Origin of the sequence: Actinomadura sp. 1N219 (genome assembly GCF_044326405.1) — a bacterium.
GTDB lineage: Bacteria > Actinomycetota > Actinomycetes > Streptosporangiales > Streptosporangiaceae > Spirillospora.
Window position 1 is genome coordinate 1,600,523 of sequence record NZ_JBIRAY010000001.1, and the last position, 25,664, is coordinate 1,626,186.

Sequence of the window (25,664 nt, forward strand, 5' to 3'; positions counted from 1 at the left end):
GGTCAGGCCTCCTCGATCAGCTTCTCGTAGGCGACGGAGTCGAGCAGGTCGCCCGGCTCGTCCGACACGCGGACCTTGAAGATCCAGCCCTCGCCGTACGGGTCGTCGTTGATGACCTTCGGCTCGTCCACCACCGCGCTGTTGATCGCGGTGACCTCGCCGCTGACGGGCGAGTAGATGTCGCTGACCGACTTCGTCGACTCGACCTCGCCGCACGGCTCGCCAGCCTCGACCGCGTCGCCCTCGGACGGCTGCAGCTCGAGGTAGACGATCTCGCCGAGGGCGTCGGCGGCGTGCGCGGTGATGCCGATGGTGACGATGCCGTCGTCGCCCCCCAGGCCGGACACCCATTCGTGTTCTTCGCTGTAGCGGAGCTGCTCCGGAACGCTCACGATCACTTCTCTCTCTTCACTGCGGGGGTTCCCCCGGATTTCAGGAACGCTTGTAGAACGGCAGGGCCACCACGTCCACGGGCTCGTGCCGGCCGCGGACGTCCACGGCGAGACCGGTCTCCGCGGCGCCGCTGTCGAGGTACGCCATGGCGATCGGCTCGCCCAGTGTCGGCGACGGGGCGCCGCTCGTCACGACCCCGCACGGCGTGCCGCCGGACGCGACGACCTGGTACCCCTTGCGCGGCGCCCGGCGCCCCCGCGCCACCAGTCCCACGAGCCTACGGCCCGGCGGGGTCTGGGCCACCGCCGCCAGGGCCGACCTGCCCACGAAGTCGCCCGGCTTGTCCAGCTTCACGACCCGTCCGAGGCCCGCCTCGAACGGCGTCGTCTCGGCGGTCAGCTCGTTGCCGTACAGCGGCATGCCCGCCTCCAGGCGCAGGCTGTCGCGCGCCGCCAGCCCGGCGGGGACGACCCCGTCGACCCCTTCGAGCGCCTTCCACAGCCGCACGGCGTCGGACGCGTCCACGAACAACTCGAAGCCGTCCTCCCCGGTGTACCCGGTGCGGGCGACGAGCGCGTCGACGTCCGCGACCCGTCCTGCGAGGATCGCGTAGTACTTGAGGTCGGCCAGCGGCGCGTCGGTGAACCCTTCGAGAATCGTCTGCGAACGCGGCCCCTGCAGCGCGATCAGCGCGTAGGAGGCGGACCGGTCGTCCACGGCGGCCTCGAAGCCCGCGGCCCGCTCGGCGAGCGCGTCCCGGACGACGTCGGCGTTGGCGGCGTTCGCGACGACCATCCACGTCGTGTCGGCGAGCCGGTAGACGATCAGGTCGTCGAGGACGCCGCCGTCCGGCCCGCAGATCATCGTGTAGCGGGCCTTGCCGACGGGCATCGCCGCCAGCTTCCCGACCAGCGCGTAGTCCAGCGCGTCGCCCGCGCCCGGACCGGAGAGGAAGATCTCCCCCATGTGCGACAGGTCGAACAGCCCGGCGCCGGTACGGACCGCCTGATGCTCGGCGGTCTCGCTCCTGTAGCGCAGCGGCATCAGGTGGCCGGCGAAGTCCACGAGGTTCGCGCCGAGGTCCTGGTGGACGTCGTGCAGCGGCGTCTTCTTCGGACTTTTCGCGGGTGGATCGGCGGGCATGGGTTCGGCTCCTTCGTCACGGGCACGCGTGGTCCATCGTCCCACTCGCGCACCGGGCGTATCGGTGCCTCCCCCTCTGTCATCGGCGCCTGAGAGCTTCACCCGTCCCCGCGTGACGGCGGGCGGACGGGCTTTCACCTTCGGCGGGGGACCGTGTCCCCGCTTTCCAGAGGTCGCCTCGCCCGTGCGGTCCGTGGGCCTGAGAGGTTCCGGGGAGGAGTTGCTCCTTCGGCGTCCCCCACCGGCTGCGAGGGACTCTCCCGCACGGGATCGTCGGCTGCCGGTCAGGCTAGCAGCGGCTCCCCCACACGACCACCCGTGGTCCGGACGTAGCCCGGCCACCGTCCGGCCGCCTGCGGCGCGGTGCCGCCTGCCGCGCCGTCCCGCGCAGGCGGCAGGCTTCCTCCGCGAAGATTCGACCGGACGGGGCCGTTGATGACCTTGAGTGGTTCTGTCGTACCCCACCGTTATGGTGCCGATCATGTCCCCCGCACCCATGGACCCGCCCCCCGAGCAGGAGGATCCGAGGCATGCCCGATACACCTATCGGGCCCGGCTGTCGAGCACGGCTGAACGGGCCCTGCGGGCGGAGTGGGATCGCTGCCGCTGGGTGTGGAACATGTGCGTGGAAGCCTCCAAGACCGCGCACAAGGCCGGTGAGAAGATCGGACCCGCCGGGCTGTGCAAGCTCCTGTCCGGCTGGCGCGCCGAACACGGCTGGCTCCGCGCCGGGTCGAGCGTGGCGCAGCAGCAGACCATCCGGGATTTCGGCAAAGCCCGGGCCAAGGCGATCAAGGACATCACCGACCGCCTGCCGATGCGGAGGCGGGCCGGGATGCCCCGGTTCAAGAGCAAGGCGCTGGCAGCGCCGACCCTGAACTACCACCGGTGGGGCTTCCGGCTCAAAGACGGCGGGGTGCATCTGGCGGGCGGGATCGTGGTGCGGGTGGTGTGGTCGCGGGACCTGCCGGCCGACCCGACATCGGTGCGGATATACCGCGACAGCCTTGGCCATTGGTATGTCAGCTTCGTGGTGCCCGCCCAGGTGGTCCCGCTGCCCCCGGCGAACACGATGATCGGGGTGGACTGGGGTGTGAGGGAGATCGCCACCACCACTTGCGACGCGCACGATCTGCCGCACCCCCGGCACGGCCGCAAGGCTGCCGCCGGGCTGTCCCGCTACCAGCGGCGCATGGCCCGGCGCCGGCCCGCCAAGGGTCAGAAGGCGTCCAAGGGGTATCAGCGGGCGAAGAAGCAGGCGGCCCGGGTCGCCAAGAAGGTCGCCCGGCAGCGGCAGGACACCGCTCGTAAATGGGCCAAGAGCGTGGTCCGCGATTTCGATCAGATCGCGGTCGAAGATTTCCGTCCCAAGTTCCTGGCCAAGACCACCATGGCGCGCAAGGCGGCCGACGCCGCGATCGGCGCCACCAAAGGCGCACTGGTGGAGATGGGCCGCAAACACGGCCGCGACGTCCGCCTCGTTCACCCACGCAACACCACGACCGACTGCGCGGCATGCGGTGCGAGAACCAAGCACCGCCTGCCGCTCGGAGAACGCACATACACCTGCATCACCTGCGGGGCGTCCCAGCCCAGGGACAAGAACTCCGCCCAGATGATGCTGGTCAGGGCCGGTTTCGTCCCTGCTGGTGCCGAGGGTGTAGGACCGCCGGGCCCGCCGGGCCCCGCGGCGACCTGAGCCAGAAATCCCCTCCCTTCAGGGACGGGAGGATTCAAGTACTCTGAGTTGGTTGCTGGAGATCACCCCCGGTGCGCGGGGTGCACGACCCGGAGGGCGAAGCCGCATGGCCTACCTGGCTGGAGCGCTGATCGTATTCTTCGGCCTGCTGGTGTCCATCGCCCTGCACGAACTCGGGCACTTCTCGTTCGCCAAGCTGTTCCGGGTGCGGACGACCCAGTTCATGGTCGGGTTCGGGCCCACGATGAAGTCGTGGCGGCGCGGCGAGACCGAGTACGGCGTCAAATGGATCCCGCTCGGCGGCTACGTCCGCATGATCGGGATGCTGCCGCCGCGCAAGGGCGACGCCCCCGGCCAGGTCCGCCAGGCTAGCACCGGCCCGTTCCAGGGGCTGATCGAGTCGGCGCGCGGCGCGGCGCTCGAGGAGGTCAGGCCCGGCGACGAGGACCGCGTCTTCTACGCCAAGAAGTGGTGGCAGAAGGCGCTGATCATGGTCGGCGGGCCCGCCATGAACCTGATCCTGGCCGTGCTGTTCTTCGCGATCCTGCTGATGGGCATCGGCACGAACCAGCCCCAGCCGGTGATCGACACGGTCGCCCAGTGCATCGTCCCGGCGAGCCAGTCCGAGCTCAAGGACTGCCCGGCGAACGCGCCGCCGACCCCCGCCAAGCAGGTCGGGCTGCTGCCGGGCGACCGCGTCGTGGCGTTCGACGGCAAGAAGATCGGCGACTACCGGGACCTCCAGGAGCAGATCCGCGACTCCGGCGGCCGGACCGTCCCGATGACCGTCCGGCGCGACGGGAAGGACCTGCGGCTCGACGTCCCGATCACCCGCAACAAGATGCGCGACCTCGACGACGAGGACGAGATCGTCAACGTCGGGTTCCTCGGCATCACCCCCGGCAGCGCGGTCGAGCGGCAGGGGCCGGGCGCGGTCGCGAGCACGATGGGCGACCTGACCTCGCGCACCGCGGGCGCGCTGGTGCGGATGCCGCAGAAGATGGTCGGCGTCTGGAACGCGGCGTTCGGCGGCGAGGAGCGCGACCCGAACGGCCCGATCGGCGTCGTCGGCGTCAGCCGGATCGGCGGCGAGTTCGCCGCCGACGACACCATCGCCGGGAGCCAGAAGGTCGCCTACTTCGTGATGCTGCTCGGGTCGCTGAACCTCGCGGTGGGGCTGTTCAACCTCGTCCCGCTGCTGCCGCTGGACGGCGGGCACATCGCCGGCGCCCTGCTGGAGGCGGTCAAGAAGCTGTTCGCCAAGATCTTCCGAAGGCCCGACCCCGGGTACGTGGACGTCGCCAAGGCCCTCCCGGTGACGTATGTGATGGCGGCCGTCCTGATCGTCATGGGCGGGCTGCTGATCTACGCCGACCTGTTCAATCCGGTTCGGGTCACGGGTTAGCCGGGCGCTACCGCGTTACGGGACGGCGGGCAGCTCGCCGGTCTTCAGGAAGTCGGTCAGCGCGGCCAGGTAAGGCTCGATGCGGAGGCCCTGCGCGGCGAGCCAGGCGTCCGAGCCGTAGGTGCCGGTGTAGCGTTCGCCGCCGTCGCAGATCAGCGTGACGACGCTGCCGCGCTCGCCGCTCGCCCGCATCTGCGCGATCAGCTCCGCCACGCCCCACATGTTGGTGCCGGTGGAGCCGCCGACGTCGCGTCCGCTGACCTCGTTCGTCCAGCGCATCGCGGCGATGGACGCCGCGTCCGGCACCTGGATCATCCGGTCGATCACCGTGGGCAGGAACGACGGCTCGACGCGGGGACGGCCGATGCCCTCGATCCGCGAGCCCGCCGCGGTCCGCTCCGGGTCGCCGTCGGCGAACGAGCCGTGGAACGCCGAGCCCTCCGGGTCGACGACCGCGAGCCGCGTCTGGAACCGCCGGTACCGGGCGTAGCGGCCGATCGTCGCGGACGTCCCGCCGGTGCCCGCACCGACCACGATCCAGGACGGTTCGGGGAACCGCTCCAGCCGCAGCTGCTCGAAGATCGACTCGGCGATGTTGTTGTTGCCGCGCCAGTCCGTCGCGCGTTCGGCGTAGGTGAACTGGTCCATGAAGTGCCCGCCGCACTCGGCCGCGAGCCGCCGCGACTCGTCGTAGATGGAGGAGGGATCGTCCACCAGATGGCAGCGGCCGCCGTAGAACTCGATCAGCTGGATCTTCTCCGGGCTCGTGGACGCGGGCATCACCGCGACGAACGGCAGCCCCAGCAGCCGCGCGAAGTACGCCTCCGACACCGCCGTCGACCCGCTGGACGCCTCGATCACCGTCGTGTCGTCGCGGATCCAGCCGTTCGCCAGCCCGTACAGGAACAGCGACCGCGCCAGCCGGTGCTTCAGCGACCCCGTCGGGTGGACGGACTCGTCCTTCAGATAGAGGTCGATGCCCCAGTCGGGCGGCAGGGGGAACACATGCAGGTGCGTGTCGGCGCTGCGGTTGGCGTCGGCGTCGACCAGCCGGATCGCCTCCGCGACCCAGGTGCGGTACGCGGGATCCCAGCGGTCCACGGTGCGGCTCACGGCGGCCCCCTTCGCTCATCGTCGTCGACCGGTGCCGTTTCGTGCCCTGGGCCCCACGATATCCATGCATGTCACCGGGCATGATGGGGGCAGCGGGGGGCAGATGATCGAGATGTTCGACGCGCGCATCGTGGAGACCGGGCGGCTGCCGCTGTTCGGCTTCTTCGTCGCGTTCATGATCACGTTCGTGCTGACGCGGGTGAACGTCCGGCTGATCCGGGCGGACGTGCGCTGGTTCCGGAACGTGACGGCCGGCGACGTGCACATCCACCATGTCGTGTTCGGGGTCGTGCTGATGCTGGCGGGCGGGGTGGCGAGCCTCGCCGTCCCGGACGGGCACGTCCGGCTCGACCTGCTGGCGGCCGTCGTGTTCGGGATGGGCTCGGCGCTCGTCCTGGACGAGTTCGCCCTGATCCTGCATCTCAGCGACGTCTACTGGACGGAGAAGGGCCGCGCGTCAGTCGACGCCGTGTTCGTCGCCATCGCGGTGACGGGGCTGCTGCTGCTCGGCGTCCGGCCGTTCGGGTACGAGGGCATCGGCATCGACCCCGGCGGCGGCGACCTCAGCGTCGGCTACGTCGCGTTCCTCGCCGGCAACCTCGCCCTCGCCGTGATCACGCTGCTGAAGGGCAAGATCTGGACCGGGCTGATCGGCCTGTTCCTGCCCGCGCTGCTGATCGTCGGGGCCGTGCGGGTGGCGCGGCCCGGCTCGCCCTGGTCGCGCTGGCGCTACGACGAGGCGTCGCGCCGGTTCCAGCGGGCCGTCCGGCGGGAGAAGCGGCTCCGGCGGCCCCTCATCCGCGGCAAGATCTGGGTGCAGGAGTTCATCGCGGGGCGGCACGACCTCATCCCGCCCGAGCTGCTCCAGCGCCGCACCGAGGCCGCCGAGCGCGCCCGCCGCCGCCTCCGCAGGGCGCGGACGACGGCGCGCGCCGAAAGCAAGGCCGTGGCCCGCGCGGAACGCAAGGCGGCCGCCCGCGCCGCTCGCGCCGCCCGCAGCGGACGCAAGGCCGGCGCGTGGCCCGACCGGCGGCGCGGCGAGGCACGCGAGCGGCGCCGCGCCGACTCCCGTGTTCCCCATGCCCGCGGGAAGGGCGCGTCCCGCCTGCGAATGCGCGCCGTTTCCAGGCGTCAGGCCCGCCGCACTGCCCCCGAACGCGCCCCTGAGCGCGTGGCGCCAGAGGAGGAATCGCCGCCGAACTCCCCGCCCGGCTCGGCGTCCTCGGCGTCCTCGGCGTCCTCGGCGTCCTCGGCGTCCGATCGCGCCCGGCCGACCGCGCTCGACGACCGCCCGACGACCTGACCCAGGGCGGCGCGTCAGTCCATGACGGGTGCGACGGCGCGCACCGTGTCGATGGTGTCGGCCTCGGCCGCGGACTTGTCGGGCCGGTACCGCAGGACGCGCGCGAACCGCAGCGCGATGCCGCCCGGGTAGCGAGGGCTGTGCTGGACGCCGTCGAACGCGATCTCCACCACCAGCTCGGGACGGACGTGCACCGTCCAGCCGTCCTCCCGCACGGCCAGCTCGCGGAGCCGCTTCGTCTGCCAGGCGAGCAGCTCGTCGGTGAGGCCCTTGAACGTCTTGCCGAGCATGACGAACCCGCCGGTCTCGGGGTCGCGGGCGCCGAGATGCAGGTTGGACAGCAGCCCCTGCCGCCGCCCGTGGCCCCATTCGACGGCGAGGACGACGAGGTCGAGCGTGTGCCGCGGCTTGACCTTGATCCAGCCCACGCCGCGCCGTCCGGCCGTGTAGGGCGTGTCGAGGGACTTGACCACCACGCCCTCGTGGCCGCGCGCGACCGCCTCGTCGAACACCTCCTTCGCGCGCGCCGGGTCGCCGGTGATCACGCGGGGCATCCGCAGCTCCTCGGGGACGGTCCGGACGAGCGCCGCGTTCCGCTCCGCGCCAGGTGCGTCGAGCAGGTCAGCATCGTCGAGATACAGCACGTCGAAGAGGTAGAGCGCCAGCGGCACGGGCTCGGTGTCCTTGGCGGTCCGGGTCGCGGTGCGGGCGGCGGTGACCTGGAACGGGTGGGGACGCCCGTCCGGCCGCAGCGCGATCAGCTCGCCGTCGAACACGGCGTCGCGGACGGGCAGCTCCCGCACCGCCGCCACGACCTCGGGGAGCCGGGAGGTGATCTCGTCCAGCGTCCGGGTGAACACCCGCACCTCGCCGCCGGAGACGTGGATCTGCGCGCGGATGCCGTCGAGCTTCCATTCCACGGCCGCGTCCGCCTTGAGTTTCGCGAACGCCTCGTCGATGGACGGCGCGGACGCCGCGAGCATCGGCTTGATCGGACGTCCGACCTCCAGCGAGAACGTGCGCAGCCCGTCCACGCCGTCGGCCAGCGCCGCCGTCGCGACGGGCCCGAGCGACCCGCGCAGCATGAACGCGCGCCGCACCTCGGCGGACGGCACCTCCGCCGCCGCCGCGATCGCCTCGGCCATCACGCCGTCCAGCGCGCCCTGCCGCAGCTCGCCCGCCAGGAGCCTGATCAGGAAGTCCTGCTCGGCGCGGGTGGCGCGGCCGAGCAGGCCCGCGACCAGCTCGCGCCGCCGGGCGACCGAACCGGCCCCGGACACCGCGCCGATCTCGGTGAACGCCGCGTCCACCTCCGGCACCGTCAGGGACGGCTCCGCGGCCGGTGGCGGGACGTCCCGCAGCGAGGCGTACCCGACGCCGATCTGGCGCTGCGGCAGCTCGCCGGACAGGTAGAAGACCACGATCGCGGCCTCGCCGGGCTCCGCCGCGCGCAGGCACTCGGCGAGCGCCGCGACCTTGGCCTTCCGCCCCGAGGTGGAGGCCACGGCCGCCGACGTCCGGGTGATGTCCGCTATCAGCACTCCTTCATTGTGTCCACCGGCACCGACAATCAACACCGGCCGGGGGCCTGGCCAGGGGCCGCGCGCCTGACCTACCTTGACGAGGGGCGGTTCGGTGATCGGACGGGGGAGTGAGGAGCGGGGCGTGGGCCTTCAGCGTCCGGTCGAGCCGTTCCACCGGCCGTACTCCCCGCCGGAGCCGCCGGCCCCGCCGCGCCGTCCGAAGCGGTTCGCGGTGCTCGCGGCCTTCGGCGTCCTCGCCCTCGCCGCCGTGGCGATCTTCCTGCTGGTGCCCGGCGGCCAAGGCCGGGAAGCGGCGACCGTGCGTCCGACCCCGCCCGCCGGAACGCGGCAGAGCCAGACGCTCACTGCGCTCCCGTCCCCGTGCGGGACGGTCTCGAAAGGCACCGTCGACCGCACCGTCCCTATGGCGACACGCACGGAGAGCGCGAACTCGACGCTCACGACATGCACGTACTCTCCGACGGGCGCGGCGTCCCCCTGGCTGCGTGTGGAGACGCGCCTGTACGCGTCCGGCAACACCACTACCCCGGTGGAGGACGCCGCGGAGTACTACGACACGCAGTGGGCGCAGGCGCACGAAGCCCCGCTCGTCCGGACGATCAGCCTGGCGCGCCACCGCGGCCTCGGGGACGAGGCGTACCGCTGGTTCCGCGCGGACGACGGGCGCCCGTCCGTGGTCGGGCAGGTCACGGCCAGGATCCGCAACACGGTCTTCACCGTCACCTACGGCGAGCGGGCGCCGGGCAAGGGCGCCCAGGACGCGCGCGAAGGGCCCTGCATCGCCAAGGTCACCGCCGTCGCCCGCGAAGTCCTCGCCGCGCTAAATCATTTCTGACCTGAATCGGCCGATCAAGGCATATGTGCTGTCAATAGCTTCTAAGGTGTTCCGGTAAGGGGAGGGGGCGCGCCGATCATGCTCCCGGGACCCTGCCAGGTCGTCGGCGCGCTTGAGATACCCGGGGAGGAGGAGGTCGACGACGTGACCGTGCAATCGGTAGGAGTGTCCTGGGTGAGGTGAGATCCCAGGTCAGCAACCTGTACGCGTCGACGGGCCGCGGAGTGGACCTCGCTCCGCGGCCCTTTGGGTCCCCTCCCCATGTACCAATGCCGAGCATTCGCGAACCATTTTCTCGAACCCGTTTCGACATCGAGTTAATGGTCGTGAAGGAGAACTCGTTACCGTTCTAGCAGGCCCGCTCGAACCCACACGTCACGGGCTCGTCCGTCCAGGAACCCGACCTCGTGGAAGAACGCGGTGCACTTCCGGAAGGCCCACGCCAGCGTCGCCCGCCGGTGCGGGCTGCGCGCCGCGACCCGCCGCGCGAGCGCCGGATCGAGCCCGACCGCCGTGTAGCACGACGGGTGGACCACCTGCGCGGCCATCAGCCGCGTCGCCTGCGCCAGCGCGTACGCCGCCATCCGCCGCCGCACCGGCGCCGCCCCCGCCACCAGCCGCTTCAACTCCTCCCGCGCATACCTGATGTGCCGCGCCTCCTCGACCACATGAATCCGCGTGACCTGCCGGATCATCGGCTGGACGGCCTCGTCCGGGAACGTCAGGCGCTGGAACGCGTCCGTGAACTCCTCCACGACCAGCGTCCCCGCGAACATCGGCATCGGGTCGTACACGGCCCCGAACGTCTTCGCGACGTGGTACTCCAGCGCCCGCGGCCGGTGGGTGCGCAGCCCGCACGTCCGGACCATCCGGGCGAACATCTTCGAGTGGCGGCACTCGTCCGCGATCTCCGTCAGCGCGTACGCGACATGGTCGCTGTCGTAGCGGTGCCGGTAGGCGTGCATCACCAGCGACTGCATCAGCAGCATCTCCGACCAGATCCCGAACGAGGCGATGCTGCACATCTCCCGCTTGGTCAGCTCCACCCGCTGCCGGTGCGTCAGCGCGTCCCACAGCGGCGTCTCGTAGATCGACGCGAGCTGTGGCGCCATGTAGAACACGTCCGGGTCCTGCGGCGCGTCCCAGTCCACGTCCGCGTCCGGGTCGAACGAGTGCTTCCGCGACGTGCGCAGCAGCCGCTCGGCGACCACCTCCCGGTGCGTCAGCTCCAGCGCGTGGTCCCCGTCCCCGCACCGGACCAGCGCCGTCCACGACCGCGGCCCCTCACTCAACAACACGTCAGACGGCATCGGTCCGTCTCCTCTCATGTGGTGCCACCTGGATGTCGGACGAGACGGCTACCCTCGCCCCAAGCTGCGAACGGAAAGGAATGAGATGGATGCGCAACGTGACGATGGCGACGAACCGCTCATCCCCATGCCGGAACTGACCTGGCCCGCGCTCCGCAAAGCAGTGGCGACGGTCGCGCCGTCGCGGCTCCGTGAACTGTTCGAGGACATGGAGAAGGCGTTCGTGCAGGCCGGGGAGGATGACAGCGCCATTCCCATCCGGGCGTTCTACCTGCAGTGGGGCGAGATCGTGGAGATCGAGCGGCGCCCGGAGGCGGCGCGCCGCCTGCGCGCGGCGGAACGTGCTGTGAACAGCGAAAACCGTGAGGTCAGCGCGCGTGCCGTACGGGAGGTGGGCGATATCGTCCGGGCTGCCCATCGAGCAGTCGCCGGTGACTGACTGGATCTGGGAGCACGACCCGGACGACCTGCTGGGAGGCCTGCCTGTCGAGGTCCTCGCCGAGGTGAATCGCCTGGCCGTGGAGGCTGCGGTTCGAAGTTCGCGGATCTTCCTTGAGAGACCGGCGCGCGGCGGTGACGTTCCGGTGCTGCGGACGGAGAACCGGGGGCGGCTCATGATGACCTACCTCACGGACATTCCCGGGAGGAGGATCGTCGTCGTCCGAGTCGTCTGGCTCGGACGACGGGCCTAGCCCCGGGGGGTGGGGATTTTGGCTAGGAGGCGTAGGGAGGCTGGGGAGACCCTGGACAGGGTGTGGAGGAGGTGGCCCTCGAAGTTGACGGGGACCACGGGCTTGTTCTTGACGATGGCCTGGACGATCCGCTCGGCGACCTTCTCCGGCGGGTAGTCGCGCATCTTGAGGGCGCGCTGGCCGCGTTCGCGGAGGCGTTCCCGGGTCGGCTCGTCGCCTCCGACGTAGGTTCCGTTCTTGACGATGTCGGTGGTGACGAAGCCGGGGCAGACGGCGGTGACGCCGATGCGGGAGCCCGCCAGTTCGGCGCGCAGGCACTCGCTGAGCATGAGCACGGCGGCCTTGGTCGTGCAGTAGGCGGGCAGTGCGCGGGTCGGGCTGTAGGCGGCGGCGGACGCGATGTTGACGATGTGGCCGCCGAAGTTGGGCTTGTCGGGCTTGTTGGGCAGGGCGTGGACGCGGTCGTGCATCTGCTTGCCGAACAGGCGGCAGCCGTGGACGACGCCCCACAGGTTGACGCCGAGGACGGCGTTCCAGTCGTCCAGTCCGGTGTCGAGGAACGGGCCGGCGACCGCGATCCCGGCGTTGTTGACGACGATGTCGGGGGCCCGGCGGGACTCCTTGACCTCGGCGGCGAAGGTCTCCATCGCGGCGGCGTCGGACACGTCCACCTGGTACGGGGTTCCTCCGGCGCCGACCGTCTTGGCGAGGGTGACGGTGCGCTCGGCGGCGGGCAGGTCGATGTCGGCGGCGATGACGTGGGCGCCGCGCTCGGCGAGGGCGAGGGCGGTGGCCCGGCCGATCCCGCTGCCGGCTCCGGTGACGACGGCGAGCGCTCCGTCGAAGTGCGCGAGTGGCATGCGGTCAACCGTACTCAGGACGCCGCGGCGTCGGCGATCACCGCGTCGACCTCGGCCCTGCGGTCGGCCTCCTCGGCGGCGAACCGTTCGGTGTCGAGCTTGTCGGCGAGCTCCTCGTCCTGGCTCATGAGGGCGTCGAGGTCGGCCTTGGACATGTCCAGGACGCCCATGTCGTCGTAGGTCCGCTGGATGCGCTCGCTCCACAGGCCGATGTCCTTGACGCACGGGACGATGCGGCTGAACAGCAGGCTCTGGAACATCCGCATGTAGGCGGAGTTCTCCACCAGCTCGTCGACCTCCTTGGCGTCGATGCCGAAGTTGGCCCAGATCTCCCGGCCGCGGATGCGGTCGCGCATCAGGTAGCAGCCCTCGATGACGAAGTCCTCGCGTTCGCGCAGCTCGGCGGGGGAGAGCTGCTTGTAGTAGTCGCGGAGGGCGAGGCGGCCGAACGCGACGTGGCGTGCCTCGTCCTGCATGACGTAGGCGAGGATCTGCTTGGGCAGCGGCTTGGTCGTGATGTCGCGGATGACGCCGAACGCGGCGAGCGCGAGGCCCTCGATGAGCACCTGCATGCCGAGGTAGGGCATGTCCCAGCGGGAGTCGGCGAGGGTCTCGTCCAGCAGGTCCTGGAGCTTGGTGTTGATCGGGTAGACCATCCCGACCTTGTCGTGCAGGAACCGGGTGAACAGCTCGACGTGGCGCGCTTCGTCCATGGTCTGGGTGGCGGAGTAGAACTTGGAGTCGAGGTCGGGGACCGACTCCACGATCCGGGCGGCGGTGACCATCGCGCCCTGCTCGCCGTGCATGAACTGGGAGAACTGCCAGGACGTGGAGTGCAGCCGCAGCTCACCGCGTTCCCGCTCCGACATCCGGTCCCAGTACTTCGTCCCGTAGATGGCGAGGGCCTGGTCGGGGATGCCGAGGGCGTCGTGCGGGTCGACGTCGGCGTCCCAGTCGATGCGCTTGGCGGAGTCCCACTGCTTGTCCTTGCCCTTCTGGTAGAGGGCGAGGAGGCGGTCGCGGCCGTCGTCGTACTCCCAGGTGAACCGGGCGTCGCCGGTCATGGGGACTTTCCAGGTGGACGTGCCGGCGGGCTCGGTGTAGAGGTCATGGGTCGACATGGTCGCTCCTCCCCGAGGGGGCGCGGACGTACGGTGTACGTCTCACGTACAATGTACGTACCGTGTCACGGGAATCTGACGGCTGTCAACGGCGGTAAAGGGCGGCATCGATGGCGAGGCATGTGACCTCCGACACCCCGCAGATGCGGCCGGTCCTGACCCGCGAGCGGATCGTCCTCGCGGCGGTCGGGCTGATCGAGCGGGAGGGCGCGGACGCGCTGTCCATGCGCCGGGTCGCGGGCGAGCTGGGCGTCGCCGTGATGTCGCTCTACAACCACGTCCCGAACAAGGGCGCGCTGCTGGAGGGCGTGGCCGAGCACGTCGTGGCGGGCCTTGAGCTGGAGGACGATCCGTCCGAGCCCTGGCAGGAGCGGGCGCGGGCCCTGGTGCGGGCGTTCCGGAAGGTCGCGCACGACAATCCGCGCTGCATGACGATCGTCCTCACCCACCGGATCGACACTCCGGTGGGGCTGCGTCCGGCCGAGCGGGCGCTGGCGCTGGCGGACGCGGCCGGGTTCGACGGCGAGACCGCCGTGCGGATCATGCGGGCGCTGCTCGCCTACGCACTCGGCGCGCAGCTGCGCGAGGTCGGGATGGCGAAGATGCTCGGCCATCTCGCCGAGACGGGCGCCGAGTCGTGGACGCGCCTCGACCCGGACGAGTTCCCGCACGTCATCGCCTACGGCCCGGCGCTCGCCGACATCGATCCCGAGACCGACTTCGAGTTCGGCCTCGACCTGCTCATCGGCGCCCTGGACCGGCTTCCCCGGCGTCCGGCAGGTACGGGCTGAGCCCGTTCCAGCAGAAGTCGGTCATGTGGCGTGCCGCGTCCTCGGCCGAGACTTCGGGACGCTGCGTCTGCCAGTGCGCCAGCCGTTCGCTGCCGCCCATGATGATCTGCGTGAAGGCGTCGATGACGGCGGCGGGCGCGCCCGGCGCGAACGTCGACAGCGCGCCCGCGATCAGCGCGCTCTGCTGCCTGCGCGTCGCCTCCACCGCCTCGACCGCGGACGGCGGGGCGGAGAGCGGCTCGCGCAGCAGCATGGAGAACGACCTGCTGTGCGCGTCGACGAAGCTGAAGTAGGCGGCCATCCCGCGCCACAGGATGTCCTTGGGGTCGGACGCTCCCGCCATGGCCTTCTGCGTGACGTCGAACAGCTCTGCCTTGGAGCGGCTCACGCAGGCCACGAGCAGGCCGTCCTTGGAGCCGAAGTACTCGTAGAGCATCGGCTTGGAGACGCCGCAGCGCTCGGCGATCTCGTCCATGGAGGTGGCCTGGTAGCCGCGCTCGCCGAACACCTCCTCGGCCACGTCCAGCATCTGCCGTTCGCGCTCGGCGCGCGACATCCGGCGGCGGCGGGACGGCGGGCGGCCGGACGGCCGGCGGGGTGTGGCGGCACTCACAGGAGAATCCTCCCAATTGGACCTACCGTCAGTAACCTACTCCCGGTAACTTACTGCGAGTAGGTTACGCGAGAGGACGGGATATGAGCGAGCGCGCCCCGGCGATCGTCGTCATCGGCTCCGGCTTCGCCGGCCTCGGCATGGCGATCCGGCTGAAGCAGGCCGGCTTCCACGACTTCGTGATCCTGGAGAAGAGCGGCGCCCTCGGCGGGACGTGGCACGACAACACCTATCCCGGCTGCGCCTGCGACGTCCCCTCGCACATGTACTCCTTCTCCTTCGAACTCAACCCGGGCTGGACGCGGATGTTCGCGCCGCAGCCCGAGATCCGCGCCTACATGGAGCGGACGGCCGGCAAATACCGGGTGCGCGAGCACATCCGCTTCGGCGCCGCCGTCGACTCGATGGAGTACGACGACGCGGCCCGGCGCTGGAACGTCACGCTCGCGGACGGGACCGTCCTCACCCCGAAGGCCGTCGTGTCCGGCATCGGCGCGCTGCACGTCCCGTCCTTTCCCGACCTGCCGGGCATCGAGCGGTTCCGCGGCGCCGCTTTCCATTCCGCCGAGTGGGACCACTCCTACGACCTCGCCGGCAAGCGCGTCGCCGTCATCGGGACGGGCGCGTCCGCGATCCAGTTCGTCCCGCGGATCGCGGAGCAGGCGGCGGAACTGGTCGTGTTCCAGCGGACGCCGCCGTGGATCCAGCCGAAGCCCGACTTCGCCATTCCCGCGCCCGCCCGCATGGCGTTCAAGAGAATCCCGGGCGCGGCGCGGGCATTTCGCGGCGGCATCTATTGGGCGCTGGAGGCACGTGCGATCGGCTTCACGATCGACCCGCGATTGTCCGGGCCGCAGGAGCGCGTCGCCCGCCGCCACATCAGGAACCAGATAGCCGACCCGGAACTGCGCGCCAAAGTGACGCCCGATTACACCATCGGCTGCAAGCGGATCCTGCTGTCCAGCGACTACTATCCGGCGCTCGCCCGGCCGAATGTGGAGCTGGAGACGTCCGGCATCGCCGAAGTGCGCGAGCACTCCGTCGTCACCGCGGACGGACGCGAGCACGAGGTCGACTGCATCGTCTACGGCACCGGCTTCAAGGTGACCGACGCCCTCACCGACCTGCGCGTCACCGGACGGGACGGCGTCAAGCTCCAGGAGATCTGGGCGGACGGCATCGAGGCCCACCGCGGCACGACGATCCCCGGCATGCCGAACTTCTTCATGCTGCTCGGCCCGAACACCGGCCTCGGCCACAACTCCGTCGTCTTCATGATCGAGGTGCAGATCCAGCACGTGCTGAGCTGCCTGCGCCTCATGCGGGAGCGCGGCGCGGACACGATCGAGCCGAGGCCCAAGGCGTCCCGCCGCTTCAACGACCGGCTGCAGCGGCGCCTGCGCCGCGCCGTCTGGAACGAGGGCGGCTGCGACAGCTGGTACCTGGACGACCAGGGCGTCAACCGCACGCTGTGGCCGGGCCACACGTTCGAGTTCTGGGCGGGCTCCCGCAAGGCCAGGCCGGAGGAGTTCCTCCTCACCCGCTGACGGCGGCTACTTCTGGGGCGCGAAGATCGGGCGGAAGCCCGCGATGAGCTGGCGGATCACGGGGCGCTGCTCGGCCGGGGTGCGGCCGCGCAGGTTGTGGATCGGGTCGAGGCCGTCGTAGTACGGGGCGAGGGCGAGGAACGGCAGCAGCGTCATCAGCCAGGTGGCGACGACGTCGAGGTCGGCGTCCTCGCGGATCTCGCCGCGCTCCTGCCAGAGCTGCAGCAGCGGATGGATGACTTGCAAGTAGTGCTGGTTGGCGGTGTCGCGGACGACGGACCGCACGCTGTTGTCGAGCTCGAAGTTCGTCGCGGCCGTGACGCCGCGCTCCAGCGGGTGCTCCGCCATGTACTCGGTCCAGTCGCAGATGGCGTCGAACAGCCATTCGTCGAAGGGCTGCTCGAAGTCGATCCGCTCCATGCGGCGTTCCATCTCCTCGCGGACGCGCCGGGACGCCTCGTCGCAGACGAACGCGAAGAACTCCAGCTTGTCGCTGAAGTACTGGAAGAGGGAGCCCTTGGCGATGCCGGCCTCGCGCGCGATGGTGTTCAGGCTGCCGGTCGAGTATCCGTTCTCTCCGAACTCGCGCATCGCCACCTCGAAAACCCGCTCGCGCTTGGCGACATTGAGGCGGAACCAGGTCGACGTCGGCATGGACCCCTTCGACTTTCCGTCAGGAACCGGTAATCCGACCGTCAGGATAACGCTCCGTCGGCGTCCCGTGTGACCCGGAACATCACCGGCGCCCGGGCGCGGACCGGTCCAGATACTGGAGCGTGAATTCCGCGGACGCGAAGTCCCCGCCCTGCGGCACGCCCGGTCCGAGGAATGTGTCCGGAATGTCATAGGTTGCCGCATTGTCGAGCGGTTCGTAGCCGAGCCGCCCGTCCAGTTCCCAGAATCGGCGCGCATTCGCGGAGACGGCATAGGCGGCGAGGAATCCCGGCGACGGGACGGTCAGCGCCGCGCGGACGAACCCGGCGCAGTCGCGGTGGCTCAGCCAGGTCGACAGGTGCCTGGGCTCGGTCGGATGGAGTTCCAGGCTGCCGATGCGCAGGCACACCACGTCCAGGCCGAACTTGTCGGCGTAGAGGCGGGCGAGCGCCTCCGCGGCGACCTTGCTGACCCCGTACAGGCCGTCCGGCCGCGGCGGCATGTCCGCCGACACGGTCTCGGTCGACGGGTAGCAGCCGGTCAGCCGGTTGCTGCTGGCGAGCACGACGCGGGGGACGCCGGTGACGCGCGCCGCCTCCAGGACGCGCTGCGTGCCGAGGATGTTGCCCTCGACCAGGTCGGGGAACGGCGCCTCGTCGGACACCCCGGCCAGATGGACGACCGCGTCCGCGCCGTCCATGATCTCCGCCGCGTCGGACAGGTCCGTCCGGTGGACGGTCTCGTTCGGCGCCTCGGCGCGCAGCGGCGCGAGATCGGCGAGGACGAGCCGCTCCGCCTCGTCCCGCAGCGGTGTCCGGAGCGCGGTGCCGACCCGTCCGGCGGCACCCGTCAGCACGATCGTTCCCAGTGTCATGGGCAGCAGTCTCGCACCCGGGCCGCGGGCGGACGGGCGGGGTCAGGGGCCGGGCCCGCCGCGCCGCCCGGTCGCGCGCCTGCCGGTCGCGCGGCGGCGGCGGTGCAGGCTCGCGGCGCGGAGGGTGGCGTCGAGGGAGAAGCGGGCGTCGGCGTCGTCCAGGCTGTCGCCGAGGTAGCCCTCGAGCTGGCGGAGCCGGTACCGGACGGTCTGCGGATGGATCTTGAGCCGCTCGCCGATGTCGACCGCGGTGGCCCGGGTGGTGACGGCCTCGGCGAGCGTCTCGACGAGGCGGCGGCGCTGGCCGTCCGACACGTCGCGCAGCGGTTCCAGGTGGCGGCGGGTGAGCTCCTCGATCAGCGGCGGGTCCGACAGCAGCCACATGGTCATGAGGTGGTCCCGGCACGGGATGAGGGAGCCGTCCCGGATGATGCCCTCCTCCGCGAGCCCGAGGACGCGCCGCGCCCAGCGCAGCGAGTGCGTGGCCCGCTCCAGCGGCAGGGTGAGGCCGATGACGGAGCTCGCGTCGCACAGCGCGGCGTGCAGCATGCCGTGGCGCGCCGTGGTGAGCGGCCCGGGGACGAGCAGGCACGGCTCCGTCGAGTCCAGGTCGGCGAGGACGTCGGCGTCCAGCGACGCCCGGGTGTAGGGGGCGTCGGCGTGGACGGCGACGAGCGTGGCCTCGTCGGGCAGCGGCCACCAGCCGGTGGACTTCGCGAGCTCCTCGATCGCCTCGGGCACGACGGCGGGCTGCTGGAGGATCAGGTGCAGGAGCTTCTTGCGGTCCTCGCGACGGCGGATGTCGGCGTGGCCGGTGGCCTGCTGGTGGCCGAGGCGGGCCTGCGCGACGGCCTCGTCCAGGTAGACGAGCATCGCGTCGACGATGGTGGAGACGACGCCGGTGGGGATCTGCTCGCGTTCGGCGACGATGACCGTCCGCCGCCAGGCGATGTGGAAGGCGATGCGGGTGGCGGCCTGGAGGAGGTCCAGGCTGCGCCCCTCGACGGCCTCGAAATGGCCGAGCGCCCGGCAGGTCTCGTCGCGCTGGGCGGTGGGCGCGCCCGGGTCGGCGACCTTGTCCAGGAAGCCGGAGAGCAGCAGGTCGACGCTGAGCCGCAGTATCTGGTCGTAGGGCGAGAGGGGCGCCCTGTCGTACTCGGGGATCGTCTGCTTGATCTCGGTGACGACCTCCTGCGCGACGTCGGGCAGCTCCGAACGCAGCAGGTCGAGAAACCGGCCCTGGCTCCGGTTGGTTTCGGGCAATTCCAATGCCTGCGACATGGCAAAGGCGACCTCCGCATCGGCCTGCTCGGACCCGGTGCCGCGAACATAAAGTCGCCACCCGTCGCTGGCAAGGCTTTCGCGCCCGGCGGCCGGCGGGGCGGCGCGCTTTTGCGCGCGAAGTGACAAGAACGGGGTTCGGTTGCTGGCTCGTTGACAAACCGGTGCGGGCGGACCGGGGCGGCCCGGCCGTGAACCCCCTCAAGTTACCGCCAGGTAGTCACCGGCGATGCGTTTCCGGAACGCGAAGACTAACCCGATGACAATTTTGGACGCCATTCAACGAATTGCGTCCAGAATCCTGCGAAGCCCTATTGCATACGAGGGCTACTCGGCCGTAACTTCCTCGCGACGTGCTTATCGGCGAGCGGTGGTGTGCCTTGGGAATTGAAGTCGTCGTCGAGGGCCTGACCAAGGCGTTCGGCCCGCAGGTCATCTGGCGCGACGTCACCCTCACGCTGCCCGCCGGCGAGGTGAGCGTCCTGCTCGGCCCGTCAGGCACCGGCAAGACCGTGTTCCTCAAGTCGCTGATCGGCCTGCTCAAGCCGGAGGAGGGACGCGTCCTGATCGACGGCGTGGACATGGTCAACGACCGCGACCGCAAGGTCTACGAGGCCCGCAAGCGGTTCGGCCTGATGTTCCAGGACGGCGCCCTGTTCGGCTCCCTGACCCTCTACGACAACATCGCGTTCCCGCTCCGCGAGCACACCCGGAAAAAGGAGGCCGAGATCCGGCGCATCGTGCTGGAACGGATGGAGATGGTCGGCCTCACCGGCGCGGAGCGCAAGCTGCCCGGCCAGCTCTCCGGCGGCATGCGCAAGCGTGCCGGGCTCGCCCGCGCGCTCGTCCTCGACCCGGAGATCATCCTGTGCGACGAGCCGGACTCGGGGCTGGACCCCGTCCGCACCGCGCACCTGTCGCAGCTGCTCATCGACGTCAACGCGCGGATCGACGCGACGATGCTGATCGTCACCCACAACATCGAGATCGCCTCGACCGTCCCCGACAACATCGGCATGCTGTACCGCCGCGACCTGATCGCGTTCGGGCCCCGCGAGGCGCTGCTGACCAGCGACGAGCCGGCCGTCGCCCAGTTCCTGCACGGCGACGTCCGCGGCCCGATCGGGATGTCGGAGGAGAAGGACGCCGCGCTGCTCGCAGCCGAGGCCGCCGCGGCCGCCGACGGTCCGCAGCGGAGCCGCACGATCGAGATCCCGCCGCAGCTCCGCCCGACCCCCGGGATGCCGCCCCGCCAGGGCGAGTTCCGGCACGCGCTGCGCGTCGACGCCATGTTCCCGCAGCTCTCGCCCCAGGCGCAGCAGGCCATCCGGGCGAACAGGAGCCGGCAGGAGGGGATCGGCCATGGCGCGTCCTGAGACCGCGGCGCCCGACGGCACCGGCCTCGATCCCGCGACGCCCGAGCCGGCCGCGCCCGCGGTGCCGGGCGCGGGCGCGCTGCGCCAGGTCGGACGGCTGTTCGCGCTCGCCGGGACCGTGCTGGCGATGACGTTCCGCCGCCCGTTCCAGGTCCGCGAGCTGATCCAGCAGTTCTGGTTCATCGCCTCGGTCGCCATCCTGCCGACCGCGCTGGTGTCCATCCCGTTCGGCGCGGTCATCTCGCTGCAGGTCGGGTCGCTGGCCAAGCAGCTCGGCGCGCAGTCGCTCACCGGCGGCGCGAGCGTCCTCGCCGTGGTGCAGCAGGCCAGCCCGCTGATCGTGGCGCTGCTGATCTCCGGCGCGGCGGGCTCGGCGATCTGCGCCGACCTCGGCTCCCGGACGATCCGCGAGGAGATGGACGCGATGGAGGTCATGGGCGTCTCGCCCATCCAGCGCCTCGTCGTCCCGCGCGTCCTGGCGTGCATGGCGGTCGCGGTGCTGCTGAACGGGCTCGTCTCCGTCGTCGGCGTCGCGGGCGGCTACTTCTTCAACGTGCTGATGCAGGACGGGACGCCCGGCGCCTACCTGGCCTCGTTCTCCGCGCTGGCGCAGCTCCCCGACCTCTACATCAGCGAGCTGAAAGCGCTGATCTTCGGGTTCATCGCGGGCGTCGTGGCCGCCTACCGGGGGCTGAACCCGAGCCCCGGCCCGAAGGGCGTCGGCGACGCGGTCAACCAGTCGGTCGTCATCACGTTCCTGCTGCTGTTCTTCGTCAACCTCGTGCTCACGGCGATCTACCTCCAGGTCGTCCCGCCGAAGGGAGCGTGACGTGGCGATCCCCGGGGCGCGGCGGCTCCGTCCGGTGAAGCTGGTGTCGTGGCTGGACGGGCCCGGCGACCAGCTCGGCTTCTACGTCCGGGCGCTGCTGTGGACGCCGCGCGCCGTCCGCCGCTACATGAAGGAGTCGCTGCGGCTGCTCGGCGAGGTCGCGTTCGGCAGCGGCGCGCTCGCGGTCATCGGCGGCACCGTCGGCGTGATGATCGGCATGACGGTGTTCACCGGCGTCGTCGTCGGGCTCCAGGGGTACGCGGCGCTCGACCAGATCGGGTCGGCGGCGTTCACCGGGTTCGTGTCCGCGTACTTCAACACCCGCGAGATCGCGCCGCTGGTCTCCGGGCTCGCGCTGTCGGCGACGGTCGGCGCGGGCTTCACCGCGCAGCTCGGCGCGATGCGGATCAACGACGAGATCGACGCGCTGGAGGGCATGGGCATCCAGTCCGTCCCGTACCTGGTCACGACGCGGATCATCGCGGGGACGGTGGCGATCGTCCCGCTGTACGGGATCGGGCTGCTCAGCTCCTATCTGGCGTCCAGGCAGGTGACGATCTGGTTCAACGGGCAGTCGGCCGGGACGTACGACCACTACTTCAACATCTTCCTCGCCCCCGAGGACGTGGTGCTGTCGTTCGCCAAGGTGCTGATCTTCAGCGTCATGGTCGTCCTGGCGCACTGCTACTACGGCTACCGCGCGGCCGGCGGCCCCGCCGGCGTGGGCGTCGCCGTCGGCCGCGCGGTCCGCACCGCGATCGTGCTGATCAGCGTGACGGACTTCTTCATCAGCCTCGCCATCTGGGGCGCCACGACGACGGTGAAGGTGACGGGCTGACATGCCGCGACGAACCACCCGGCACGTGGTCGGGCAGCGCCTCACCGGGGTGGCGTTCCTGCTCGTCCCGGCGCTGCTGATCTGGCTGTCGATCGCGATCTACGACAAGCGGTTCACCGAGGTGACGACGGTGACGCTGCGCACCTCGACCGCGGGGCACGAGATGCATCCGCTGGCGGACGTGAAGGTCCGCGGCGTCGTCGTCGGCGAGGTCCGCTCCATCACGGCGGACGGGACGGGCGCGAAGCTCGAACTCGCGCTGAAACCGGAGCTGGCGGGCCGCGTCCCGGCGGACGTCCAGGCGCGGCTGCTGCCGACGACGGTGTTCGGCGCCCGGTACGTGTCGCTCGTCCCGCCGCCGGGGACGTCCGCCGGGCCGATCGCGGAGGGCGACGTGATCTCCGAGGACCGCAGCGAGAACGCGGTGGAGCTGTCGGAGGTCCTCAACCACACGATGGACCTGCTGAACACGATCCAGCCGGCGAAGCTGTCGGCGACGCTGAACGCGATGGCGACCGCGCTGCAGGGACGCGGCGACCAGATCGGACGCAACTTCGAGCAGCTCGACGCGTTCCTCCGGAAACTCAACCCGGAGGTCCCCGCGCTCACCCGCAACCTGGCCGAGCTGGCGGAGTTCTCCCGGCACGCCTCGGACGCCGCGCCCGACCTGCTCCAGGCCCTCACCGACTTCACGGTGACCAGCCGCACCATCGCCGAGCAGCGCGCCGCGCTCGCGACCCTGTACCCCGAGGTGTCCCGGCTGGCCGACAAGCTCCTCGACTTCATGCACGCCAACTCCGGCACCATCGTCCACTTGGCGGCCGAGAGCCGGGGCAGCCTGGAGCTGATGGCCCGGTACGCCCCGGCCGCGCCCTGCACGTTCCGCACGCTCGCGGACTTCGTCCCGAAGATGGACCGGGTGCTCGGCAAGGGCACGGACCGGCACGGCGCGCACGGCATCGTCGTGTCCGTCCCGCACAAGGGCCGCTATCTGCCCGGCAAGGACCGGCCCCGGTACGGCGCGGGCGGCGGGCCGCGCTGCCCGAGCGTCCCGTACCTGGCCGCGGCCGGGGCGCGCGTCCTGCCCGCGGGCGGGGTGCCGGGCCAGGGCGGCGCGGCCGGGAGCGGGCTCGGGCCGGCCAACTCCGCGTCCGAGAACGACCTGGTCAACGAGCTCGCCGGGCCCGCGCTCGCCGAGGTCCCCGAGGAGCTGCCGGACTGGTCCAGCGTGCTGGTCGGCCCGATCTACCGGGGCGCGGAGGTGACGGTCAGGTGAGGCTCACCGGACAGGGGGTCAAGGGGCTCGGCGTCCCGCTGGCCAGCTCGCTGGTCTTCATCGCGGTGACGGTGCTGGCGACCGGGCTGCTGGCGTCCAGCATCACCGGCGCGACCAGCGGCGACCGCGCCGTCTACTACGCCAAGTTCACCGACGTCGCCGGGCTGCACCCGGGCCATGGCGTGCGGATCGCGGGCGTCGAGGTCGGCCAGGTCGAGGAGATCGAGGTCAGCGACCGGCGGCTGGCCCGCGTGAGGTTCGAGGTCGACCGGGACCGGCGGATCCCCGCGTCGGCGACCGCCGCCGTGAAGTACCTGAACCTGGTCGGCGGACGCTACATCGCGCTCGGCCAGGGCACCGGCGCTCCCGGCCAGGCCCTGAAGCCCGGCGGGACGATCCCCGTCCGGCAGACGCAGGGCACGCTCAACCTGACCCAGCTCTTCCAGGGCTTCCAGCCGCTGATGCAGGCGCTGTCGCCCGGGGACGCCAACCGGCTCTCGGAGTCGATCGTCAAGGTGCTGCAGGGCGAGGGCGGCACCGTCGAGAGCCTCCTGCGCACGGTCGGCGAGCTGACCACCGCGCTCGCCGCGAAGGACCGGGTCATCGGCCAGGTCATCACGAACCTGAACAGCGTCGTCCAGACGGTCAACGCGCGGGACCGGCAGCTCGTCGACCTGATCACCACGCTGCGCCGGTTCACCTCCGGGCTCGCCGCCGACCGCGTGCCGATCGGCGAGGCGGTCGGCTCGATCGGCGAGCTGTCCAGCGCGACCGCCGGGCTGCTCCAGGTCGCCCGGAAGCCGCTGAAGGACGACATCGTCCAGCTCGGCAGGCTCAGCGCCAACCTCGACCGCGATCAGCCGCTGCTGGAGCGGTTCCTGCAGCGCTCGCCGGGGAAGATGGCGACGCTCGGCCGCGCCGGCTCCTACGGGTCGTGGATGAACTTCTACCAGTGCGAGGTCAAGCTGATCGGCGTCACGTTCGCCGGCTCCGACGTCACGGACCAGCCGCCGCCGACCGGCATCCCGATCAAGGACGCGAGGTGCCGCGGATGACCGCCCCGCCGAACGGGCCCACGCCCCCGCCGAACGGGCCCACCGCCCCGCTGCCGCGCGCCCTCCCTCGTTTGAAGAAGGAGCGGCCGAGGCTCAAGCCGCTTCGGGAGCGCAACCCGGTCGCGGTGTCGGTCGTCGGGATCGTCCTGCTGCTGGTGCTCGGCCTGCTTGCCTTCCGCGCCGACGACCTGCCCGTCATCGGCGGCGGGACGACGTACCGCGCCCACTTCTCCGAGGCCGCCGGGCTGAAGAGCGGCCAGGAGGTCCGCGTCGCGGGCGTCAAGGTCGGCAAGGTCACCGGCGTCGCCCTCAAGGGCGACAGGGTCGAGGTGACGTTCCGGGTCAAGGACACCTGGATCGGGGACGCCACCCGCGCCACCATCATGATCAAGACGCTGCTCGGGTCGAAGTACCTCCAGCTCGACCCGCTCGGCTACGCCGAGCAGGACCCGGACCGGCCCATCCCGCTCGCCCGGACAATCGCGCCCTACGACGTCACGACCGCGTTCGAGGACCTCGGCAGGACGTTCGACCGGCTCGACACCGTGAAGCTCGCGGCCAGCCTGGAGACTATCTCCACGACGTTCGAGGACACCCCGGCGAGCGTCCGCGTCGCGCTGAAGGGCCTGTCGTCGCTGTCGACCACGATCGCGTCCCGGGACGCCGAGCTGGCGCAGCTCCTCGCCGGCACCAAGAAGCTGTCCGGCACCCTCGCCGCGCAGAACGCCCAGTTCGAGACCCTCTTCAAGGACGGCAACCTGCTGCTCGGCGAGCTGCGCAGGCGGCGCGAGGCGATCCACACGCTGCTCGTCGGCACCCGGCGGCTGGCCGAGCAGCTGCTCGGGCTGGTCGAGGACAACCGCCGGACGCTCGGCCCCGCGCTCGCGTCCCTCAACGAGGTCACCGACGTGCTGCAACGCAACCAGAAGAACCTGGACCGGGCGCTGGAGACGGCCGTCCCGTACATCCGCGTCGTCGGCAACTCGATGGGCAACGGCCGCTGGGTGGACGGCTACCTGTGCGGGACCGTCCCGAAGAACTACCTGGAGAACGGCAAGTGGACGCCGCCCGTGAAGGGCTGCGAACCGCCGCGCCTGACGGGAGGCCGCTGA

Annotated in this window: 25 protein-coding genes and 1 riboswitch; of the genes, 14 read left to right on the forward strand and 11 right to left on the reverse strand. The window is 71.0% G+C overall.

Translation table 11 applies throughout. From position 1 onward, the window contains the following. Positions 1-2 precede the first annotated feature (2 nt). Positions 3-392 carry a glycine cleavage system protein GcvH gene (gene gcvH, locus ACH35V_RS07420; protein WP_395970850.1) on the reverse strand — a complete coding sequence of 130 codons (390 nt, stop codon included), beginning with the start codon at positions 390-392 and terminating at the stop codon, positions 3-5. Between the two features lie 40 nt (positions 393-432). Further along, positions 433-1,536, reverse strand: coding sequence for a glycine cleavage system aminomethyltransferase GcvT (gene gcvT / locus ACH35V_RS07425; RefSeq protein WP_395970851.1), 1,104 nt, complete (start codon positions 1,534-1,536; stop codon positions 433-435). A 177-nt stretch (positions 1,537-1,713) separates the two neighbouring features. Continuing rightward, positions 1,714-1,809, reverse strand: a riboswitch (glycine riboswitch). Positions 1,810-2,005: 196 nt separating this feature from the next. Between gcvT and ACH35V_RS07430 the strand changes: the two genes are divergently transcribed. Beyond that, the gene (locus tag ACH35V_RS07430) at positions 2,006-3,235 is read left to right on the forward strand and encodes an RNA-guided endonuclease InsQ/TnpB family protein (protein ID WP_395970852.1); all 1,230 of its coding nucleotides are present in this window, start codon (positions 2,006-2,008) and stop codon (positions 3,233-3,235) included. Positions 3,236-3,341: 106 nt separating this feature from the next. Beyond that, positions 3,342-4,640, forward strand: coding sequence for a M50 family metallopeptidase (locus tag ACH35V_RS07435; protein WP_395970853.1), 1,299 nt, complete (start codon positions 3,342-3,344; stop codon positions 4,638-4,640). Positions 4,641-4,655: 15 nt separating this feature from the next. Here ACH35V_RS07435 and ACH35V_RS07440 read toward each other — a convergent pair whose 3' ends face one another. After that, the gene (locus tag ACH35V_RS07440) at positions 4,656-5,753 is read right to left on the reverse strand and encodes a PLP-dependent cysteine synthase family protein (RefSeq protein WP_395970854.1); all 1,098 of its coding nucleotides are present in this window, start codon (positions 5,751-5,753) and stop codon (positions 4,656-4,658) included. A 103-nt stretch (positions 5,754-5,856) separates the two neighbouring features. Here ACH35V_RS07440 and ACH35V_RS07445 point away from each other — a divergent pair, with 103 nt between their 5' ends. Continuing rightward, entirely contained in the window at positions 5,857-7,056 is a 1,200-nt protein-coding gene (locus ACH35V_RS07445; protein ID WP_395970855.1) for a hypothetical protein, read from the forward strand. 14 nt (positions 7,057-7,070) lie between these two features. Here the strand turns inward: ACH35V_RS07445 and ACH35V_RS07450 are convergent, their stop codons facing one another. Then, a complete protein-coding gene (locus ACH35V_RS07450; RefSeq protein WP_395970856.1) occupies positions 7,071-8,597 on the reverse strand; it encodes an ATP-dependent DNA ligase in 1,527 nt (508 codons plus the stop codon). A 124-nt stretch (positions 8,598-8,721) separates the two neighbouring features. Here ACH35V_RS07450 and ACH35V_RS07455 point away from each other — a divergent pair, with 124 nt between their 5' ends. After that, the gene (locus ACH35V_RS07455; protein WP_395970857.1) at positions 8,722-9,435 is read left to right on the forward strand and encodes a hypothetical protein; all 714 of its coding nucleotides are present in this window, start codon (positions 8,722-8,724) and stop codon (positions 9,433-9,435) included. A 341-nt stretch (positions 9,436-9,776) separates the two neighbouring features. On the opposite strand, the gene ACH35V_RS07460 is transcribed toward ACH35V_RS07455, so the two are convergent. Further along, the gene (locus tag ACH35V_RS07460) at positions 9,777-10,745 is read right to left on the reverse strand and encodes a diiron oxygenase (protein WP_395970858.1); all 969 of its coding nucleotides are present in this window, start codon (positions 10,743-10,745) and stop codon (positions 9,777-9,779) included. Between the two features lie 85 nt (positions 10,746-10,830). Between ACH35V_RS07460 and ACH35V_RS07465 the strand changes: the two genes are divergently transcribed. After that, positions 10,831-11,184, forward strand: coding sequence for a hypothetical protein (locus tag ACH35V_RS07465; protein WP_395970859.1), 354 nt, complete (start codon positions 10,831-10,833; stop codon positions 11,182-11,184). Continuing rightward, entirely contained in the window at positions 11,177-11,437 is a 261-nt protein-coding gene (locus tag ACH35V_RS07470; protein ID WP_395970860.1) for a hypothetical protein, read from the forward strand. The genes ACH35V_RS07465 and ACH35V_RS07470 overlap by 8 nt, the downstream gene beginning before the upstream one ends. On the opposite strand, the gene ACH35V_RS07475 is transcribed toward ACH35V_RS07470, so the two are convergent. After that, positions 11,434-12,297, reverse strand: coding sequence for an SDR family NAD(P)-dependent oxidoreductase (locus ACH35V_RS07475; protein WP_395970861.1), 864 nt, complete (start codon positions 12,295-12,297; stop codon positions 11,434-11,436). The genes ACH35V_RS07470 and ACH35V_RS07475 overlap by 4 nt on opposite strands. Positions 12,298-12,311: 14 nt before the next feature. Next, a complete protein-coding gene (locus ACH35V_RS07480) occupies positions 12,312-13,418 on the reverse strand; it encodes a ferritin-like domain-containing protein (RefSeq protein WP_395970862.1) in 1,107 nt (368 codons plus the stop codon). Between the two features lie 110 nt (positions 13,419-13,528). On the opposite strand from ACH35V_RS07480, the gene ACH35V_RS07485 reads away from it, so the two are divergent. Beyond that, a complete protein-coding gene (locus ACH35V_RS07485) occupies positions 13,529-14,209 on the forward strand; it encodes a TetR/AcrR family transcriptional regulator (protein ID WP_395970863.1) in 681 nt (226 codons plus the stop codon). Here the strand turns inward: ACH35V_RS07485 and ACH35V_RS07490 are convergent. Beyond that, complete coding sequence (locus ACH35V_RS07490) at positions 14,160-14,822, reverse strand: TetR/AcrR family transcriptional regulator (protein ID WP_395970864.1); 663 nt, start codon at positions 14,820-14,822, stop codon at positions 14,160-14,162. The two genes, ACH35V_RS07485 and ACH35V_RS07490, sit on opposite strands and share 50 nt — an antisense overlap. Positions 14,823-14,905: 83 nt before the next feature. Between ACH35V_RS07490 and ACH35V_RS07495 the strand changes: the two genes are divergently transcribed. Continuing rightward, positions 14,906-16,369: a flavin-containing monooxygenase gene (locus tag ACH35V_RS07495; protein ID WP_395970865.1), complete on the forward strand. Its 1,464-nt coding sequence runs from the start codon at positions 14,906-14,908 to the stop codon at positions 16,367-16,369. A 6-nt stretch (positions 16,370-16,375) separates the two neighbouring features. Here ACH35V_RS07495 and ACH35V_RS07500 read toward each other — a convergent pair whose 3' ends face one another. The 3 genes from ACH35V_RS07500 to ACH35V_RS07510 form a co-directional block, all read right to left on the reverse strand. Beyond that, positions 16,376-17,023 (reverse strand): TetR/AcrR family transcriptional regulator, encoded by a 648-nt coding sequence (locus ACH35V_RS07500; RefSeq protein ID WP_395970866.1) that lies wholly within the window; start codon positions 17,021-17,023, stop codon positions 16,376-16,378. A gap of 82 nt (positions 17,024-17,105) precedes the next feature. Then, positions 17,106-17,897, reverse strand: a complete 792-nt coding sequence (locus ACH35V_RS07505) for an NAD-dependent epimerase/dehydratase family protein (protein WP_395970867.1) — start codon at positions 17,895-17,897, stop codon at positions 17,106-17,108. A gap of 42 nt (positions 17,898-17,939) precedes the next feature. Then, complete coding sequence (locus ACH35V_RS07510) at positions 17,940-19,178, reverse strand: helix-turn-helix domain-containing protein (protein ID WP_395970868.1); 1,239 nt, start codon at positions 19,176-19,178, stop codon at positions 17,940-17,942. A gap of 380 nt (positions 19,179-19,558) precedes the next feature. Here ACH35V_RS07510 and ACH35V_RS07515 point away from each other — a divergent pair, with 380 nt between their 5' ends. The 6 genes from ACH35V_RS07515 (at position 19,559) to ACH35V_RS07540 (ending at position 25,664) form a co-directional block, all read left to right on the forward strand. Then, positions 19,559-20,554: an ABC transporter ATP-binding protein gene (locus ACH35V_RS07515; protein ID WP_395970869.1), complete on the forward strand. Its 996-nt coding sequence runs from the start codon at positions 19,559-19,561 to the stop codon at positions 20,552-20,554. Positions 20,555-20,681: 127 nt separating this feature from the next. Then, positions 20,682-21,383 carry an ABC transporter permease gene (locus tag ACH35V_RS07520; protein ID WP_279508641.1) on the forward strand — a complete coding sequence of 234 codons (702 nt, stop codon included), beginning with the start codon at positions 20,682-20,684 and terminating at the stop codon, positions 21,381-21,383. A gap of 7 nt (positions 21,384-21,390) precedes the next feature. Continuing rightward, complete coding sequence (locus tag ACH35V_RS07525) at positions 21,391-22,221, forward strand: MlaE family ABC transporter permease (RefSeq protein ID WP_395971147.1); 831 nt, start codon at positions 21,391-21,393, stop codon at positions 22,219-22,221. A 1-nt stretch (position 22,222) separates the two neighbouring features. Further along, positions 22,223-23,497, forward strand: coding sequence for an MCE family protein (locus tag ACH35V_RS07530; protein WP_395970870.1), 1,275 nt, complete (start codon positions 22,223-22,225; stop codon positions 23,495-23,497). Then, a complete protein-coding gene (locus tag ACH35V_RS07535; RefSeq protein ID WP_395970871.1) occupies positions 23,494-24,552 on the forward strand; it encodes an MCE family protein in 1,059 nt (352 codons plus the stop codon). The genes ACH35V_RS07530 and ACH35V_RS07535 overlap by 4 nt, the downstream gene beginning before the upstream one ends. Beyond that, complete coding sequence (locus tag ACH35V_RS07540) at positions 24,549-25,664, forward strand: MCE family protein (RefSeq protein WP_395970872.1); 1,116 nt, start codon at positions 24,549-24,551, stop codon at positions 25,662-25,664. The genes ACH35V_RS07535 and ACH35V_RS07540 overlap by 4 nt, the downstream gene beginning before the upstream one ends.